Origin of the sequence: Sphingomonas sp. SORGH_AS_0438, from assembly GCF_031453475.1 — a bacterium.
GTDB lineage: Bacteria > Pseudomonadota > Alphaproteobacteria > Sphingomonadales > Sphingomonadaceae > Sphingomonas.
Genome location: NZ_JAVIZS010000001.1, coordinates 1,008,728 through 1,025,693, shown reverse-complemented (window position 1 = coordinate 1,025,693; position 16,966 = coordinate 1,008,728). Strand labels below are relative to the sequence as shown.

General features: G+C 68.2%; 16 protein-coding genes and 1 pseudogene. 7 read left to right on the top strand and 10 right to left on the bottom strand.

All coding sequences use genetic code 11. From position 1 onward, the window contains the following. Positions 1–75 precede the first annotated feature (75 nt). The 6 genes from der to QE452_RS04890 form a co-directional block, all read right to left on the bottom strand. Positions 76–1,455, bottom strand: coding sequence for a ribosome biogenesis GTPase Der (gene der / locus QE452_RS04915; RefSeq protein WP_309659772.1), 1,380 nt, complete (start codon positions 1,453–1,455; stop codon positions 76–78). Between the two features lie 92 nt (positions 1,456–1,547). Continuing rightward, positions 1,548–2,873 carry a PQQ-binding-like beta-propeller repeat protein gene (locus QE452_RS04910; protein ID WP_309659773.1) on the bottom strand — a complete coding sequence of 442 codons (1,326 nt, stop codon included), beginning with the start codon at positions 2,871–2,873 and terminating at the stop codon, positions 1,548–1,550. After that, positions 2,870–3,589, bottom strand: a complete 720-nt coding sequence (locus QE452_RS04905; protein WP_309659774.1) for a tetratricopeptide repeat protein — start codon at positions 3,587–3,589, stop codon at positions 2,870–2,872. Before QE452_RS04905 ends, QE452_RS04910 begins: the two co-directional genes overlap by 4 nt. Positions 3,590–3,704: 115 nt before the next feature. Further along, positions 3,705–4,565 (bottom strand): 3-methyl-2-oxobutanoate hydroxymethyltransferase, encoded by an 861-nt coding sequence (gene panB / locus QE452_RS04900; protein ID WP_309659775.1) that lies wholly within the window; start codon positions 4,563–4,565, stop codon positions 3,705–3,707. Positions 4,566–4,568: 3 nt separating this feature from the next. Further along, complete coding sequence (locus QE452_RS04895) at positions 4,569–4,934, bottom strand: ArsC family reductase (protein ID WP_309659776.1); 366 nt, start codon at positions 4,932–4,934, stop codon at positions 4,569–4,571. A 166-nt stretch (positions 4,935–5,100) separates the two neighbouring features. After that, on the bottom strand, positions 5,101–6,099 hold the full coding sequence (locus tag QE452_RS04890; RefSeq protein WP_309659777.1) for a PEPxxWA-CTERM sorting domain-containing protein: 999 nt from the start codon (positions 6,097–6,099) through the stop codon (positions 5,101–5,103). Positions 6,100–6,539: 440 nt separating this feature from the next. Between QE452_RS04890 and QE452_RS04885 the strand changes: the two genes are divergently transcribed. From QE452_RS04885 to QE452_RS04870, 4 genes are all read left to right on the top strand, one after another. Then, positions 6,540–8,588 carry an NAD(+) synthase gene (locus QE452_RS04885; RefSeq protein WP_309659778.1) on the top strand — a complete coding sequence of 683 codons (2,049 nt, stop codon included), beginning with the start codon at positions 6,540–6,542 and terminating at the stop codon, positions 8,586–8,588. 159 nt (positions 8,589–8,747) lie between these two features. After that, positions 8,748–9,515, top strand: coding sequence for a CDP-alcohol phosphatidyltransferase family protein (locus tag QE452_RS04880; protein ID WP_309729679.1), 768 nt, complete (start codon positions 8,748–8,750; stop codon positions 9,513–9,515). Then, positions 9,515–10,606: an inositol-3-phosphate synthase gene (locus QE452_RS04875; protein WP_125994611.1), complete on the top strand. Its 1,092-nt coding sequence runs from the start codon at positions 9,515–9,517 to the stop codon at positions 10,604–10,606. The genes QE452_RS04880 and QE452_RS04875 overlap by 1 nt, the downstream gene beginning before the upstream one ends. Before the next feature lie 12 nt (positions 10,607–10,618). Beyond that, entirely contained in the window at positions 10,619–11,326 is a 708-nt protein-coding gene (locus tag QE452_RS04870; protein ID WP_309659780.1) for an NTP transferase domain-containing protein, read from the top strand. A gap of 67 nt (positions 11,327–11,393) precedes the next feature. Here the strand turns inward: QE452_RS04870 and QE452_RS04865 are convergent, their stop codons facing one another. From QE452_RS04865 to modA (QE452_RS04850), 4 genes and pseudogenes are all read right to left on the bottom strand, one after another. Beyond that, positions 11,394–12,170 (bottom strand): ATP-binding cassette domain-containing protein, encoded by a 777-nt coding sequence (locus tag QE452_RS04865; RefSeq protein WP_309659781.1) that lies wholly within the window; start codon positions 12,168–12,170, stop codon positions 11,394–11,396. After that, complete coding sequence (modB, locus tag QE452_RS04860; RefSeq protein ID WP_405052788.1) at positions 12,170–12,856, bottom strand: molybdate ABC transporter permease subunit; 687 nt, start codon at positions 12,854–12,856, stop codon at positions 12,170–12,172. The genes QE452_RS04865 and modB overlap by 1 nt, the downstream gene beginning before the upstream one ends. A 6-nt stretch (positions 12,857–12,862) precedes the next feature. Then, the gene (gene modA / locus QE452_RS04855; protein ID WP_309729676.1) at positions 12,863–13,285 is read right to left on the bottom strand and encodes a molybdate ABC transporter substrate-binding protein; all 423 of its coding nucleotides are present in this window, start codon (positions 13,283–13,285) and stop codon (positions 12,863–12,865) included. Then, positions 13,254–13,643, bottom strand: a pseudogene (gene modA, locus QE452_RS04850) (molybdate ABC transporter substrate-binding protein); the annotation flags it as partial. The gene modA (QE452_RS04855) and the pseudogene modA (QE452_RS04850), both read right to left, overlap by 32 nt. 86 nt (positions 13,644–13,729) lie before the next feature. On the opposite strand from modA (QE452_RS04850), the gene QE452_RS04845 reads away from it, so the two are divergent. The 3 genes from QE452_RS04845 (at position 13,730) to QE452_RS04835 (ending at position 16,913) form a co-directional block, all read left to right on the top strand. After that, entirely contained in the window at positions 13,730–14,818 is a 1,089-nt protein-coding gene (locus QE452_RS04845) for a beta-N-acetylglucosaminidase domain-containing protein (protein WP_309729673.1), read from the top strand. A gap of 151 nt (positions 14,819–14,969) precedes the next feature. After that, the gene (locus QE452_RS04840) at positions 14,970–16,520 is read left to right on the top strand and encodes a murein L,D-transpeptidase (protein ID WP_405052733.1); all 1,551 of its coding nucleotides are present in this window, start codon (positions 14,970–14,972) and stop codon (positions 16,518–16,520) included. Positions 16,521–16,562: 42 nt separating this feature from the next. Beyond that, complete coding sequence (locus QE452_RS04835; protein WP_309659785.1) at positions 16,563–16,913, top strand: hypothetical protein; 351 nt, start codon at positions 16,563–16,565, stop codon at positions 16,911–16,913. Positions 16,914–16,966 lie beyond the last annotated feature (53 nt).

The window sequence follows — 16,966 nt, the reverse complement described above, 5'->3', positions numbered from 1 at the left end:
GCAAATCTTGCCGGGTCATAGCCGATCAAGGGTAAACAGCATCTTGCCGCACCGGCAGAAGTTTGCCTCTGGTCGTCAGTCGTCCTTGCGGTCGAACGGGTTCTTGGGCGCGCGCAGCGTCAATCGCACCGGCACCGCGCCGAAGCCGAGTTCCCGCCGCATCGAATTGACCAGATAGCGTTCGTAGCTGGCCGGCAACTGGTCGACGCGCGTGCCGAAGATGACGAAGCTCGGCGGCCGCGACTTGACCTGGGTGACGTAGCGCATCTTGATCCGCTTGCCGCCAGGCGCGGGCGGCGGGTTGGCCTCGATAGCACGTTCGAACCAGCGGTTGAGCTCGCCGGTGCCGACGCGCTTCGACCAGGCCTCGCGCACCTCGAAGGCCGCGCCGATCAACTGATCGATGCCCTTGCCGGTCGCGCCGGAGACGGTGATGACCGTCACACCCTTCACCTGGCTGAGACCGTCCTCCAGCGCCTTCTTCACGCCGTTGAACAGCGAGGAGGCGTTTTCGGCGATGTCCCATTTGTTGAGCGCGATGATCAGCGCCCGCCCCTCTTCCAGCACGCGGTCGGCGATGCGCAGGTCCTGCGCCTCCAGTCCCAGCGTCGCGTCGAGCAGCAGCACCACGACCTCGGCGAAGTCGACCGCGTGCAGCGCGTCGGCGACGGACAGCTTCTCCAGCTTGTCCTGGACCTTGGCGCGCTTGCGCATCCCGGCGGTGTCGATCAGCCGCACGGGGCGCGGCTCGCCCTTGGGGTCGGGCCACATCCAGTCGATCGCGATCGAGTCGCGCGTGATGCCGGCTTCCGGCCCGGTGATCAGGCGATCCTCGCCGAGCATCCGGTTGATCAGCGTCGACTTGCCGGCATTGGGACGACCGACGATCGCCAACTTCAGCGGCGCGTCGGGGCGGTCGTCCTCATCCTCTTCGATGTCGCCCTCCGCTTCGCCGCGTTCCAGATGCGGCAGCAGCGCCTCGAACAGGTCGCCCATGCCCTCGCCATGTTCGGCCGAGAGCTGGACCGGATCACCGAAGCCGAGGGAGAGCGACTCGAGGATGCCCTGTTCGCCCTGACGCCCCTCCGCCTTGTTGGCGGCGAGGACGACCGGCGTGGTTGAGGACCGCAGCCAGCGCGCGATCTCTTCGTCCAGCGGCACGATGCCGGAGCGCGAATCGAACAGGAACAATGCGACATCGGCCTGTTTCAGCGCGGCCTCGGTCTGGAGGCGCATCCGGCCGGGCAGGGTCTGGGCGTCGTGATCCTCGTAACCGGCGGTGTCGATGACGCGGAAATCGAGGCCGACCAGATGCGCGTCGCCTTCGCGGCGGTCGCGGGTGACGCCGGGCCGGTCGTCGACCAGCGCGAGCTTCTTGCCGACGAGACGATTGAACAAGGTGGATTTGCCGACATTCGGCCGGCCGACGATCGCGACCACAGGGAGCTTGGGCATGATCCGCCCTTAGCCGCTACGAAGCGAGGCGTCACCCCGTCTGCGCCACGATCGGGCGGCCTTTCCGTGCCGCCCGATCGATGGGGCATCCTTTACCGGAAAGCGGTCAGGCGTCCGCGCTCGTCGATGGTGTAAAGCGTCGACAGCGCCACGACCGGCGGCAGGGAGAAGGCCGTCTTGGTCTCGATCGTCGAGACGATCTTGCCGTCGCCGATACCGGCCGAGACGATCTGGCCGTCGCTGTTGGTCAGGACCAGTCGGCCACCCGCCAGCACCGGACCGAACCAGGTGATCGGCCCCTTCCGCTTCTTGACGTTGCGATAGCGGGGCAGCTGCGAAATCCAGCGCGCCTTGCCGCTGGCACGCGACAGGCAGGCGAGCCGCGCATCGTCGGTGACGACGAACAGCCAGTCGCCGGCGATCCAGGGCGTGGAGATGCCCGCCAGATTCTGCTCCCACAGCCGCTGTCCGGTCGACAGGTCGAGCGAGACCATGCGCCCGCCCTGCCCGACCGCGAAGACGCGGCCATTGTCGATCACCGGATCGGCATCGATATCGGCCAGGCTGGACACCGACATGGTGACGGCGGTGCGCGACAGCGCGTCCTGCCACAGCACGCGGCCATTTTCGTAGCGATAGGCGGAGAGTTCGCCCGACGAATAGCCGGTCACCACCGTGCCCTGACTCGCGGCCGGCGCGGCGACGCCGAATACGCCCTGCGTCTCCAGCGTGCCCGACTGCGCCCATTGCACCTTGCCATCGGCCTGGGCGAGCGCGAACAGCTGATTGTCCTGGCTCAGCACATAGACATTGCCATTGGCGACGGTCGGCGATCCGCGCAGCGGGCCGCCCGGCTTGGCCCGCCACAGCTGTGCGCCGTCCGCCGCCGTCATCGCCACGACATCGCCCAGGCCGTCGGTGGCATAGAGCTTGCCGTCGTCGAAGCTGACGCCGCCGCCGAAGCGCGCGGCGCGCGACCGCTCGCCGTCATTGATGCTCTTGGTCCACAGCACCGCGCCCGTCCGGGCGTCGAAGGCATGGACGGTCGCATCGACGTCGATGATGAACAGCTTGCCGTCGGCAATCACCGGCGCGGCGGCCAGCCGCTCGCGATCGGACCCGCCGTTGATCGTCGCCTGCCACGCCCGGGCCGGCGCCTCGGCGAGCGCGAGCTGGCCCATCGACTTGGCGGCGTTGCCGCCCGGCTGCGCCCAGGCGTCATTGGCGAAGGGCGCGGGCAGCGTCACCTGGACATCGGCCATCGCCGGATCGGTCGCCACCTCATTCTCCGAGGCGAGGATCGGCACGCGCTGGCCCACGGTCGGCGTCTTCTTCGGGCCACCGCCCTTGAAAATGCCGCAGGAGCTGAGCGCGATGAGCGCGGCGACCATCACGGGCGCGCGGAAAGTCTTGTTCATGGCTGGACCTTGCGAACGATAGCGGCCTCGGCCGACGAAGGAGCGGCCTCCACGCCCATGGCGCTGGCCATCTGAACCGCGCGTTGACGAAGCGAGGCGGGCACGCCCTCATCCTCGGCGATCCGCGCGAAGAGCTGGCCGGCCTGTCGCGTCTGGCCCAGGCGGATCTGCGCCACCGCCATCATCTCGCCGGCGCTGCCCAGCCAGGGATTGCCCGGCACCGCCAGCGGCCGCATCCGCTCGACCACCACCTGGGGTTGCAGGCTGTCGAACTCGATCGCGGTCTGGCGCACCAGGGCCAGGTCGCGGAACGGCTTGGCGATCGAGTCGTCCTTGACGATCTCGGCAAACTTCGCCGCCGCGCCCTTGGGATCGTTCTTCTGGAGCAGCAGGTCGGCCTGGGTATATTTGGCCAGCGCCTGATAGGACGGGCCACCCTCGGCGGCGAGCTGCTTCAGCGGCGCTTCCGCCTTGGCATAATCGCCGGCCGCGACCGAGTCATAGGCGGCCTGCAATTGCTCGCCTTGCACGCCCGCCGCTTCGTCCCGGCGGCTCTGCCAGAACAGATAGGCGGCGAACAGGGCGAGGCCGACGACGATGGCGGCGATCAGCAGCTTGCCCCAGCGCGTCCAGAAGGCGGTGAGCTGGTCGCGACGGACCTCGTCGTCCACCTCGCGCATGAAGACTTCAGCATTGGCGTCGGGCGGCAAGGCCAAGGAGCGGCTCCGAATTACGGGGAAACGATCAGCGCCCATAGCCGCGCCGGGACCGAAACGGAAGCCGCGTCAGCTTCGGCCCGAAAACGTGCCGGGCATGTTTCGTGGCATGTTCTCACGTCTTGGGCGCATAGACCTGTTCCGCGCCGGGAAAGGCGCGCGAACGGACTTCGCCGGCATAGGTCTCCGCCGCCGCGCCGATCCGCCCGGCCAGGTCGTCATAGCGTTTCACGAACCGGGCGGTGCGTTCGAACAGGCCGAGCATGTCCTCCGCGACCAGCACCTGCCCGTCGCACTGGGCCGAGGCGCCGATGCCGATCGTCGGACAGGCGATGGTGCGGGTGATCTCGATCGCGATCGGCTCGACCACCCCCTCGATCACCACGGAGAACGCCCCCGCCGCCGCCACCGCCTGTGCATCGCCGACGATCTTGGCGGCTTCCTCGCTGCTGCGCCCACGCGCGCCGTAGCCGCCGAGCAGGTTCACCGCCTGGGGCGTCAGGCCGACATGGCCCATCACCGGAATGCCGCGCTCGGTCAGGAAGCGGACGGTCGGGGCCATCGCCTCGCCCCCCTCCAGCTTCACCGCCGCCGCGCCGCTCTCCTTCATCAGCCGCGCCGCGCTCAGGAATGCCTGTTCCGGGCTGGCCTCGTAACTGCCGAACGGCATGTCGACCACGACCAGCGACTGATAGCTGCCGCGCACCACGGCGGCGGCATGGGCGGCCATCATCTCCAGCGTCACCGGCACGGTCGAGGGCAGACCGTAGATCACCTGCCCCAGGCTGTCGCCGACCAGCAGCATGTCGCAATGCGGATCGAGCAGCTGCGCGGTGCGGACGGTATAGGCGGTCAGCATCACCAGCGGCTCGCCCCCCTTGCGGGCGCGGATCGCCGGCACGGTCAGCCGCTTGCGCGGGGCCGGCGTGGGATTGGCGCGGCTGGTGGCGCTGTCGATCGTGAAGGTGGTGGACATGGCTTACTTCCCAAAAACAGCCGAATAGCGATCCGGCGCAAAGCCCGCCAGCAAGGCGTCCCCCGACTCCAGCATGGGCCGCTTGATCATCGAGGGTTGCGCCAGCATCAGCGCCACGGCCTTGTCGGCGTCGATCCCGGCGCGCTCCGCCTCGGGCAGCTTGCGGAAGGTGGTGCCGGCGCGGTTGAGCACCGTCTCCCAGCCCAGTCGGTCGACCCAGCGCCGGAGGTCCGCCTCGGCGACGCCGGCCTTCTTATAGTCGTGGAAGCGATAGGCGATGCCGGCCTGGTCGAGCCAGGTCCGCGCCTTCTTCATCGTATCGCAATTGGGGATGCCGTAGAGCCCCGTCTTACCGAAACCGGTCGTCACTTCGTCAATTCCCCTCTGATCCGTAATTCTGCTGCGGACCAGGTTCCTAGCACGACTGACGGATCTTTGCCCCTCGTTGCAGCGTCGCACCATGCGCGAAGGCCGCCGACCGGATGATCGGCAGCCTCCACTACATTCGGCCGCTTACGAACTCTGGCGCGTTGCGTTATGCGAGCAATGACACCACACCGCCGGTCGCGCGACGGCGGCGAACCGCCCAGGCGACGCCGCCAAAGCCCACCACCATCAACGCCCAAGTCGATGGTTCCGGCACGGTCGGCACTACCACCGAGCCGCCAACTCCGCTGAACGCGAAGACATAGGTCGGAAGTTCGGTTGCCGGCTTGCCCGATGCGTTAGACTGCCCGAAATTGTACAGTTCCGGGCTGACATTGCTGAGTAGGTTCAAGGCGTCCAACTGGTTGGCACCGGCACCATAATAAATGTTGAAGGTGTAGTTGCTCATCGCCGCGATGTCGCCAAACCCGAAGATGAAAAAGGCACCGTGGTCGGACGGGCCGGTTGTCCCGTCGCTATTGATGGGCCCTTGCCGGCCCGGATCGCTCATACCCGAAATGGGCAGGGCCGAGGCAAAGCCGTTGTCAGTGGACCGCAACAGCGTTTTGGTCGTCGATACGCCCTTGAACGTGGTGAATTCCGAGTATTCCGTTGGCGGTACGTCCCAGTCCATGGCGCGTGCGTATCGCACATCGGTCATGGTTGACGCTGTCGTGTTGCTGATCGTGACCTGGTTGACGAACAGGGCGCCCGTTGCCGTGGATGCCGCTTCCGAGAAGCGTTGCGTGACGGTCAGCCCTGACACGTTGCTCAAACGGGTAACCGACGTATAGCTACCTGCGCCAGCCGCCGCGGACACAAAGGATATATTGGTGTTCCCAGTGACTCGACCGACTTGGCCCTCGCGGCCATTCGCGGCAACACCCCATGCCTCACACGCGCAGCCCGGCGTCAAAGCATCGCGATAACCACTTACTCCGCCTTGACCGGAGAAATTGTAGGCGAGACCGGTATATGGCGACCCTCCATTGAGATCACCCGTGCTATTGATCCCAATCCGCACCTTGTTGTTCGACGACGTCAGAACAGCCTGTGCGTTGACAGCAGCTGGCGCAAGCATCAGTGCCATAGCTATGAAAAAGCGCATGTTTCCCCCTGTTCGCGTCAGCCAATAGAATTAAAGATCATCGATGACGCTTTTTTATTTATAAATAAATAACCTTTATTGGCAACCATCAACCTCTTGTTAATAATTTGCAATTTGATCCGTTTATTATTTTTTGTCATACAATTTTGACATATCGCAGTATAAGCAAGACTTTAGTATTTTCCATTTTGGATCATTCTCATGAAATTTTACCGCTTCATGCAACACCGTCGAGAAAATTAGTAAAAACCCTAATATAAACTACCAAACTATGGTGTAACAACGTATTTTGCGCGCCTGCGAACTGGCTGGCATCACCGGGACAAATGAGGAATAACCAGTGGCCGCTCTTAAGTAGACCGCCCTTTCGGCCGCTGGCGCCCCGCCCAATCCATACGCATAAGTATGCATCGCCCCGCCATCGCGGTATCGCGTGCGGCATGACCCAGCATCCCTTCTTCGCGCTGCACCGTCACCGCATGATCCGCGTCGCCGCCGCGACGCCGCGCGCTACGGTCGGCGACACGATCGCCAATGCCGAGACCGCCATCGCCATGGCCACCCGCGCGCATGAGGAAGGTTGCGACCTCGTCGTCTATCCCGAGCTGAACCTCACCAGCTATGCGATCGACGATCTCCACCTGCAAAGCGCGCAGCAACGGGCGACGCTGACCGCCATCGCCGCGGTGCGCGACGCCAGCCGCACGTTGAAGCCGCTGCTGCTGCTGGGGGCGGCGATCGAGCGGAACGGGCGGCTCTACAATTGCGCCGTCGCCGTTCATCGCGGTCGGGTGCTGGGCGTGGTGCCGAAGAGCTTCTTCCCCAACTATCGCGAATATTACGAGAAGCGCTGGTTCGCCTCGCCGCTCGGCCTGTCGGGCCAGACCATGATGCTGGGCGAGGAGGAGGTGCCGTTCGGCACCGACCTGATCTTCGCCGCCAGCGACCTGCCCTTCTTCACCGTCCATGCGGAGATCTGCGAGGATTATTGGGCCCCCGCCCCGCCCTCCACGGCCGGCGCGCTGGCCGGCGCCTTAATCTGCTGCAACCTGTCCGCGTCCAACATCGTCATCGGCAAGGCGCGCGAACGCGCGATGCTCGCCGCCGCGCAAAGCGCCCGCGCGGTCTGCGCCTATGTCTATTCCGCCGCCGGGCCGGGCGAGAGTACCACCGACCTCGCCTGGGACGGACAGGGGCTGGTCCATGAACTGGGCGAGCTGATCGCCGGGTCGGAGCGGTTCGCCACCGAACCGCAATTGCTGGTCGCGGACGTGGATTGCGAGCGCCTGATCCAGGAACGGCTGCGCTTCGGCACGTTCAACGACGCCGCCGCCGCGCTCGACCATCCCGAACGGCGCTTCCGCCGCATCGGCTTCACCCATGGCGAGGATGTCCGCGACCTGGGGCTGCGCCGCGACATCCGCCGCTTCCCCTTCGTCCCCAACGACCCGGCACGGCGCGACGAGGATTGCTACGAGGCGTTCAACATCCAGGTCGAGGCCCTCGCCAAGCGTCTCGCCGCCGCCCATGCCGAGACGCTGGTGATCGGCGTGTCGGGCGGGCTCGACTCGACCCACGCGTTGATCGTCGCGGCCAAGGCGATGGACCGGATCGGGCGGCCCCGCTCGGCGATCCTGGGCTTCACCATGCCCGGCTTCGCCACCGGCGAGACCAGCAAGGCCCATGCCTGGGCGCTGATGCGCGCGCTGGGCATCACCGCCGACGAGATCGACATCCGCCCCGCCGCGCGGCAGATGCTCGCCGACATGGGCCACCCCTTCGCCGAAGGGCAGCCGGTCTATGACGTGACGTTCGAGAATGTGCAGGCGGGACTGCGCACCGACTATCTCTTCCGCCTCGCCAACCAGCGCGGCGGGCTGGTGCTCGGCACCGGCGACCTCAGCGAGCTGGCGCTCGGCTGGTGCACCTATGGCGTCGGCGACCAGATGAGCCATTATGCCGTCAATGCCGGCGTGCCCAAGACGCTGATCCAGTTCCTGATCCGCTGGTGCATCCGCACCGGGCAATATGATGCGGAAACGGACCGCGTGCTCGCCGGCATCCTGGCGCAGGAGATTTCCCCCGAACTGGTACCGGCCGGCGCGGACGGCGCGATGCAGTCGACCGAGGAACGCGTCGGCCCCTATGCACTCAACGATTTCTTCGCGCATTACGTGCTCCGCCACGGGCTGGCGCCATCGAAGATCGCCTTCCTCGCCTGGCATGCGTGGCGCGACGTCGAGGCGGGGCGGTGGCCGGAGGATTTCCCGGCCGATGCGCGCATCGCCTATGACCTGCCGACCATCCGCTTGTGGCTGAAACGGTTCCTGCACCGCTTCTTCCAGACCAGCCAGTTCAAGCGCTCCGCCCTTCCCAACGGGCCGAAAGTGTCGGCCGGCGGAGCGGTCAGCCCGCGCGGCGACTGGCGCGCGCCGTCCGACGGCACCGCGCGTATCTGGCTGGAGGAGTTGGAAAACAACGTACCGTGACGTTTCTGCCATCTTGCCAACCGCGCGGGCGGGGAGCAATGTGACCCTCCTATGACAGTCCCTCCACCGGATGGATCGCGCGATCGCCGGATCGAGGATCCATCCAATCTCCTTTTGATTCATCCGCTTGGCCGGCGGCTGCTGCCTTACGCCCTGCGTATGGGCGTTTCCGCCAATGCCGTGTCGGTGACGGGACTGTTGATCGGGCTGGGCGCGGCACTGTCCTATTCGCGGTTCGACTCGGACGCGATGGCGCTGCTCGGGCTGGGGCTGTCGGTCCTGTGGCTGGTCGCGGACGGGCTGGACGGGATGGTCGCCCGCGCCACCGGCACGGCGAGCGCGCTCGGCCGGCTGCTCGACGGGGTGTGCGACCACGGCGTCTTCATCCTCATCTATGTCGCGCTGGCGCTGCGCGTCGGCACGCCCGGCGGCTGGGCACTGGCGATCGCGGCGGGGGCGGCCCATGCCGTGCAGTCGAGCCTGTACGAGGGCGAACGCACCCGCTTCCACCGCCGGGTCAAGGGCATCGCCGAGGGCGGGACGTCGGCCGGCGGCAGCTGGCTGGTACGACAATATGACCGCCTCGCCGGCCTGCCCGGCCGGCTGGCGCGGCCGTTCGAGCGCAAGCTCGCCTCCAGCGCCGATCCGAGCGCCCTGGCGCAAATCTATGGTATGCGCGCGACCGCGCCGATGAAGCTTCTGTCATTGGAAACCGCCAATGTCCGCGTGCTGGCGATCTTCCTCGCCTGCCTGATCGGCGATCCGCGCATCTTCTGGTGGATCGAGATCGTGCCGCTCACGCTGGTCGCGATCGCGGGCCTCGCCTGGCACCGCCGGGTCGAGCGCGCGCTCCTGCAATTTTCAACACATAATCCAACGTCGCCGGCAGAACCGGCGCGTTTCTTCGTCAAGGAACAAGGTCAGTAATGGGTAGCATCCGTATCGCCATCATCGGCATCGGCAATTGCGCAAGCTCGCTGGTGCAGGGTCTGGAGCATTACCGCGAGGGCGCGAACGACCTCGTCGGCCTGATGCACTGGGAGATGGGCGGCTATCGTCCCTCCGACATCAAGGTGGTGGCCGCCTGGGACGTCGACAGCCGCAAGGTCGGCAAGGACGTGGCCGAGGCGATCTTCGCCAAGCCGAACTGCACCGCCGTGTTCGCCGCCACCATCCCGGCGACCGGCACGGTCGTGAAGATGGGCGCGGTGCTCGACGGCGTCGCCGACCACATGGCCGATTACAAGGACGACCGCACCTTCATCGTCGCCAACGACACCCAGCCGAGCAAGGCCGATGTGGTCGCCGAGCTGAAGGCGTCGGGGGCCGAGGTGCTGATGAACTACCTGCCCGTCGGCAGCCAGCAGGCGACCGAATTCTACGCGGAATGCGCGCTGGAAGCGGGCGTGGCCTTCGTCAACAACATCCCGGTCTTCATCGCTTCCAACCCCGAATGGGCGGCGAAGTTCGAGACGGCGGGCGTGCCGATCATCGGCGACGACATCAAGGCGCAGCTGGGCGCGACCATCGTCCACCGCGTGCTGACCGACCTGTTCGCCAAGCGCGGCGTCAAGCTGGACCGCACCTACCAGCTCAACACCGGCGGCAACACCGACTTCCTCAACATGTCGAACCATCGCCGGCTCGAGTCGAAGAAGATCTCCAAGACCGAGGCGGTGCAGTCGGTCGCGGCGGAGCGGCTGGAGGAGGACAATGTCCATATCGGCCCGTCCGACTATGTGCCGTGGCAGAACGACAACAAGGTCTGCTTCCTGCGCATGGAGGGCCAGCTGTTCGGCGGCGTGCCGATGAACCTGGAGCTGCGCCTGTCGGTCGAGGATTCGCCCAATTCGGCGGGCGTCGCGATCGACATGATCCGCTGTGCGAAGATCGCCAAGGACCGTGGGCTGAAGGGCGTGATCGATCCCGCCAGCGCCTATTTCTGCAAGCATCCGCGCACCCAGATGACCGACGACATCGCCCAGGTTGAGGTCGAGAAGTTCATCGCGGCCGCCTGAAGGTCATAGGGCATGATCGACACCGCCGTCCTGCTCGCCGCCGGCCATGGCAGCCGGTTGCGGACCCATGCGCCGTACAAGCCGCTCTGCCCAGTGGCGGGGCGGCCGTTGATCGACCATGCCCTGACCGGCCTGGCGGACGCGGGATTGTCGCGCGCGATCGTCGTGCTGGGCTATGGCGCGGAGGCGATCGAGGATCATCTGGCCTCGCGTCGCTGGCCGCTGACGGTCGAGACGGTGATGACGCGCGACCATCACCAGCCCAATGGCGTCTCCGTCCTCGCCGCCGCGCCGCGCCTCTCTGGCCGGCCGGCGGTGCTGGCGATGTGCGACCATCTGGTCATGCCCGCTCTATACGCGCGGATGGCGGCGGTGGAGGTGGGCGACGGCGCGACGCTCGGTATCGATCGGCGGATCGGCCATCCCTGGGTCGACCCCGACGACGTCACCTGGGTCCGCACCCGGGGCGACCGCATCGTCGCGATCGGCAAGGGGCTGGCCGAAGCGGATGCCTATGACACCGGCGTCTTCGCGATCGGCGAAGGGCTGTTCGCCGCGCTCGCCAGCCTCGACGCGCCGTCGCTGACTGAGGGGATGCGGATGCTCGCTGATCGGGGGCGTGCCGGCGTCGTCGATTGCAGCGATCTTGACTGGATCGATGTCGACGATGCCGCCGCGCTCGCCAAGGCGGAGGCGTGGCAGCTCGCCCTGGCGGCGTGAGGTAACGCTCGAAAGCCCCGATGGCGCATGGGGGCGGGCGATGCCCTGACCCATGTCGCATATTCCGCTATCGCTCCAGCCGCAGCGCCGTACCGATCGGCGCATCGAGGCCCGGCACCGCGATGCGCTGCCCCGCGATCAGCACCACGCCCGGTGCCACCACTTCCCCCAGCTGCGTCGGCGCCGGCAGCAGGTCGGCCGGCATTCCTTGCGCCGTCACGCCCCCAGCCGCCATCAACACGCAATGATCGCCCAGCGCGCGCGCCTCCTCGGCACTGTGCGTGACGTAGAGCATCGGCAGGGCGAAGCGCCGTTTGAGCGCCAGGATGAAGGCCAGCACCTCCTCGCGCCGTGCCGCATCCAGCGCGGACAGCGGTTCGTCGAGCAGCAACAGGTCGGGCTGGCTCAGCATCGCCCGCCCCAGCGCCACGCGCTGTCGCTCGCCGCCGGACAGGTCACGCGGGGCGCGGTCCAGCAGCGGGCGGATCGCCAGCACGTCGATCACCGCATCGGCCGCGATCCGGTCGCGCCCGCCGGCGCGGCGCTGGCCATAGGCCAGATTGCGCGCCACGCTCAGATGCGGAAACAGGCGGGCATCCTGATGGACGATGCCGATCCGTCGCCGCTCGGGCAGCACGAACCGGCCGGAAGCGGTGTCGGTCAGCACCCGATCGCCGATCGCGACCAGCGCCGGTTCCGCCTTCGCCAGTCCGGCGACCACCGCCAGCGTCGCCGACTTGCCCGCGCCCGAGGGACCGAACAGGATCGTCGCGCCGTCCTCCGGCCCTTCGAAGGCGACCGACAGGCGAAAGTCCCCCAGCCGCCGCACCGCCGCCACGCGCATCACCGCCCCGCCCGCCGCCGGCCATGCCGCAGCAGCAGTTCCGAGAGCAGTAATCCGCCGAGCGCCGCCGCGAAGGACAGGAGCGACAGGCGCAACGCCGCCCCCTCGCCGCCCGGCACCTGCAAGGCGGAATAGATCGCCAGCGGCAGGGTCTGGGTCTCGCCGGGGATATTGGCGGCGAAGGTGATGACCGCGCCGAACTCGCCCAACGCCGCCGCGAAACCGATCACCCCGCCCGCGATCAGTCCGGGCAGCGCCAGCGGCAGGACGATGGTGACCGCGCGGTCCCATGGCCCCGCGCCCAGGCTCCGCGCCGCTTCCTCCAGCCGGGGATCGACCGCCTCGATCGCCTGCCGCACCGCGCGCAGCATCAGCGGAAAGGCGGATACCCCCGCCGCCAGCGCCGCGCCGGCCGGCGTGAAGGCCAGCCTGATCCCCCAGGTCGCATCCAGCCATTGCCCGATCGGCCCCTGTGCGCCGAACAGCATCAGCAGCACGAAGCCGATCACCACCGGCGGCAGGATCAGCGGCGCATGGAGCAGCGCATCGAGCAGCACCCGCCCCGGAAACCGATGCCGCGCCAGCAGCCAGGCGAATGCCGTCGCCGCGATCATCCCCCAGAAGGTCGCCCATCCCGCGATGCGCAGGCTGAGCAGCAGCGCCTGCCCCTCCTCGGGCGTCAGCAGCATCGCTCAGCCCAAGGGGCGGAAGCGATAGCGGGCGAAGATCGACCGTGCCGCGCCACTGCCGAGGAAGCGGTAGAAGTCGCTCGCCCCGGCCGATGCGCCGCGCAGCACCGCGACCGGATAGACGATCGGCGGATGGCTGGCCGCCGGGAACAGCGACACCAACCGCACGGTGCGATCGGCATAGGCATCGCTTTCGTAGACGATGCCGAGCGGGGACGCGCCGCGCGCGACATAGGCGAGCGCCGCGCGCACGTCCTGCGCGGGTGCCAGCCGCTGCTCGACCGAGGACCACAGGCCGAGCCGGGTCAGCGCCGCCTGCGCGTACCGCCCGGCCCGGCACCGAGCGCGGATCGCCGACCGCCAGCCGCCCGTCCGTCCCCAGGGCGGCCGCCAGCTGCGCGCCGGGTCGCAGCCGCAGCCGGACATTGCTGCCCGCCCGCGCGATCAGCGCCAGCCGGCCGCCCAGCAGGTCGCGCCGCGCCGCCAGCAGGTTGCGCCCCGCCAGATCGTCCATCCACCGGCTATCCGCCGACAGGAACAGGTCCGCCCGCGCGCCCGCCGCGATCTGGCGCGCGGCGGTGCCGCTGCTCTCGAACGAGAAACGCACCGGCTGCCCGGTCCGCGCGGTATAGACTTTCGCCACCGCCTGCAGCGCATCGGTCAGCGAGGCGGCGGCGAACACCGTCAGCGGCGGCCGCGCCGGCGCCGCGATCGCGGCGGAGGGCAGCAGCAGGGTGGCGGCGAGGGACAGGGCAAATTGACGGCGGGTCGGCACGAGCGACATCCTTCTATATCCCGCCGGCTATAGCTGGTTGAATCCGGCCCGCAACCCGCTGGACAGACGCGGCGTCCCGCGCGATGCCCCCGGCCATGACGCGCATCGAACCGGCCCGCATCCTCCCCGAACTCGGCATCATCGAGGGCTATTTCGGTCCCGCCTGGTCCTGGGCGGAACGGCGCGCCGTGGTCGAGCGGCTGGCCCCGGCGGGATATGGCCTGTTCCACTACGCGCCCAAGGCGGACGCCCATCTGCGCCGCGACTGGCGGCGCGAACATCCGGTCGAGACGGCGACGGCGCTGGCCCGCCTCGCCGCCGATGCGCGCGCCGCCGGGATGCGGTTCGGCATCGGCCTGACCCCCTATGACCTGCATCTCGACTTCGGGGCGGAGGGGCGCGCGGCGCTGGCGCGGCGGCTGGCGCAACTGGACGCGATCGGCATCGACGATCTCGCCATCCTGTTCGACGACATGCGCGGCGACCTGCCCGACCTGGCCGAACGACAGGCCGCGATCGTCGCCTTCTGCGCCGAGCATAGCCAGGCGACCCGCCTCTTCACCTGTCCCAGCTATTATAGCGACGACCGGGTGCTCGACCGGGTCTTCGGCCAGCGTCCGCCCGGCTATCTGGAGGAGCTTGGCCGCCGGCTCGACCCCGCCATCCAGGTCTATTGGACGGGCGAGGAGGTCTGCGCGCGCGCCATCGATCCCGCTCATCTCGCCGAGGTCGCCGGTCGGCTCGGCCGCAAGCCGTGGCTGTGGGACAATTGGCCGGTCAATGACGGTCCCCGCATGTCGACGCATCTGCACCTGCGCGGCTTCACCGGCCGGCCGGCGGAGAATGCCCGCTGGCTGGCGGGTCATGCGATCAACCCGGCGCTCCAGCCCCAAATCGGCTGCATCCCGGCGCTGACCCTGCCGCGCCTCTATGCGGACCCGGACTATCGCTACATGGCCGCGTTCCGGGCGGCGGCCGCGGCGGTGGCGGGCGAACCGCTTGCCGCGATGCTGGAGGCGGATCTGCTGAGCTTCGAGGATAGCGGCCTGGAACGGCTGTCGCCCGAGCGGCGCAGCGCCGCCCGCGCCCGCTATGCCGCGATCGATCATCCGGTCGCCGCCGAAGTCGTGCGCTGGCTGGACGGCGGCTATGCCGTCTCGGCGGAGGATGTGCAGACGCAATGAGCGACCCTGTCTGTGGCATCCATGCCGCAGCGTGGCTGGCATAGCGCGTCTTGGGCTCATCGAGGCATCGAACCATCTGTACGCTCGTTCAGCTTGGCGTAGTATTGGGCCGGGCACAGGGGCCGGCATGACAGGCAGGGACTTTCAGACCATGACGATTTGGGATGGCCGGGCGCGTTCGTCCGTCCGCCGCCACGGGGCACGCGCCATCGGCTTCGGCGCGCTGCTTGCGACCAGCTGGACCTCCGCCGTCGCGCAGGTCGTACCGCCCGTCATGCCGGCACCGGTGCCGGCCACCACGCCGCAGATCGTCCCGCCGCCAGTCGCGCCGACGGTGATGCAGCCGGTCGCCCCGCCGGCCGCGCCCGTCACGCTACCGACGCTGAGCGAAGCCCAGGCCCGCCAGCTCGCCCAGTTGATCGCGCGCGACGAAATCGCGCAAGGGCTGCGGCAGGGGGCGCCGCGCGACCTCTCCGAATCATCGCCCGAGGCGCTGGTCCGCATCGCGCTGGATCATGCCCATGCCGTGCATGTCGGCCGGTTGGACCCGGGCGATTTCCAGCGCGACTGGGGCATCCGGCCGCAAAGCTACGATCCCCTGCCCGCCTTTGCGGAGGCGGTGAAGCGCGATCGGCTGGCCGCCTGGATCGCCTCGCTGCCGCCGCCCTATGCGGGCTATGACGCGCTGGTCGCCGGCCTTGCCCGCTACCGCGCGATGGCCGCGGCGGGCGGCTGGCAGCCGCTCGTCGCCACCGCCGACATGGCCTATGGCAAGAGCGGCCCCGGCGTCGCCGCGCTCCGCCAGCGGCTGGCGATGGAGGACCCCGCCGTCACCGCCACTGGCAACCGCTTCGACGCGGCCTTGCTCGACGCGGTGCGCCGCGCGCAGCGCCGCTATGGCCTGAACCCGGTCGGCACCGTTGGCGCGCAGACGATCGCCGCGCTCAACGTGCCCGTCGCGACGCGGATGCGCCAGATCGCCGCCAATATGGAACGCTGGCGCTGGCTGCCCGATCACCTGGAGCAGAAGCGCGTGCAGGTGAACATCGCCGCCGCCGTGCTGACCGTCTTCGACGGCGACGCCCCGGTGCTGTCGATGAAGGCGGTGACCGGCCGCCCCGGCAACGAGACGCCGATGCTGGTGTCCTCGATCCACAGTGTCGTGCTCAACCCGCCCTGGAACGTGCCGGAGTCGATCGCCAACAAGGAGCTGTGGCCGAAGGAAAAGGCCAATCCCGGCTATCTGAAGCGCAGCGGCTTCCGCATCATCGACACCGGCAATGGCGGCAAGCGGCTCCAGCAGAGTTCGGAGAAGAGCGCGCTCGGCCGCTTCAAGTTCGACTTCCCCAACGATTTTGCCGTCTATCTGCACGATACGCCGGCGCAGTCGGGCTTTTCGCGCTTCGACCGGCTGGCGAGCCATGGCTGCGTGCGGCTGGAGAAGCCGGCCGATCTCGCCGCGCTGATGCTGAAGACGACGCCGGACTGGCAGCCGGCGGCGGTCGATGGCGTCCTCGCCTCGGGCAAGACGGTGCGTGCCACCATGGCGGAGCCGGTCGCGGTCTATCTGCTCTACTGGACCGCTTTCGCCAATGCGAACGGCGTGGTCGGCTTCCGCGACGATCCCTATGGCTGGGACGCGACGCTGGCGAGCAAGATCGAGGCGCGGTCCGCCGCGCGCCAGTCGCTGGCGGCGCGATAAGTCGCTCGCCTACCCATAGACCTGCCGTGTAGGACCGTTTCCATGCGCAAGACCATCCATCGCCTGTCGCTGCCGATCGCGGCCGCGAGCCTTCTCGCCCTCGGCCTGTCCGGCTGCTCGCGCTCCGAGCCCGAGCCGGCACCGACCGAGAATTATGTCGACGAACCCGTCGCGGAACCGACGCCCGAGCCGACCGAGCCCGTCGCCAACATCGCCGAGCCGGACACCAACATGGCCGAGGCGGAGCCTGCCCCGCCGCCGCCGCCGGAGCGCAGCGTCGACCAGCAGATGCTGGACGATGCCTCGGCGACCGGCATGACGGCGCGCGCCAAGCGCGGCGACGATGCAGCACCGCCGCTGCCCGAAGCCGGAAATCAGTCCGAAGCGGAATAATCCTTGCGTCCCGCGCTGCTTTCCGCATGATCCCGCCACCAAGCCGAAGCATC

What these genes read in the sequence shown, in the direction of transcription:
- QE452_RS04865 (WP_309659781.1), bottom strand. Translation starts at nt 12,170, where the DNA reads ATGCGCGTGGCGGCGGTGCGGCGGCTGGGGGACTTTCGCCTGTCGGTC.
- QE452_RS04880 (WP_309729679.1), top strand. Translation starts at nt 8,748, where the DNA reads ATGGGCGTTTCCGCCAATGCCGTGTCGGTGACGGGACTGTTGATCGGG.
- der (WP_309659772.1), bottom strand. Translation starts at nt 1,455, where the DNA reads ATGCCCAAGCTCCCTGTGGTCGCGATCGTCGGCCGGCCGAATGTCGGC.
- QE452_RS04840 (WP_405052733.1), top strand. Translation starts at nt 14,970, where the DNA reads ATGACGATTTGGGATGGCCGGGCGCGTTCGTCCGTCCGCCGCCACGGG.
- QE452_RS04885 (WP_309659778.1), top strand. Translation starts at nt 6,540, where the DNA reads ATGACCCAGCATCCCTTCTTCGCGCTGCACCGTCACCGCATGATCCGC.
- modA (WP_309729676.1), bottom strand. Translation starts at nt 13,285, where the DNA reads ATGTCCGGCTGCGGCTGCGACCCGGCGCGCAGCTGGCGGCCGCCCTGG.
- QE452_RS04910 (WP_309659773.1), bottom strand. Translation starts at nt 2,873, where the DNA reads ATGAACAAGACTTTCCGCGCGCCCGTGATGGTCGCCGCGCTCATCGCG.
- QE452_RS04890 (WP_309659777.1), bottom strand. Translation starts at nt 6,099, where the DNA reads ATGCGCTTTTTCATAGCTATGGCACTGATGCTTGCGCCAGCTGCTGTC.
- QE452_RS04835 (WP_309659785.1), top strand. Translation starts at nt 16,563, where the DNA reads ATGCGCAAGACCATCCATCGCCTGTCGCTGCCGATCGCGGCCGCGAGC.
- panB (WP_309659775.1), bottom strand. Translation starts at nt 4,565, where the DNA reads ATGTCCACCACCTTCACGATCGACAGCGCCACCAGCCGCGCCAATCCC.
- QE452_RS04870 (WP_309659780.1), top strand. Translation starts at nt 10,619, where the DNA reads ATGATCGACACCGCCGTCCTGCTCGCCGCCGGCCATGGCAGCCGGTTG.
- QE452_RS04875 (WP_125994611.1), top strand. Translation starts at nt 9,515, where the DNA reads ATGGGTAGCATCCGTATCGCCATCATCGGCATCGGCAATTGCGCAAGC.
- QE452_RS04845 (WP_309729673.1), top strand. Translation starts at nt 13,730, where the DNA reads ATGACGCGCATCGAACCGGCCCGCATCCTCCCCGAACTCGGCATCATC.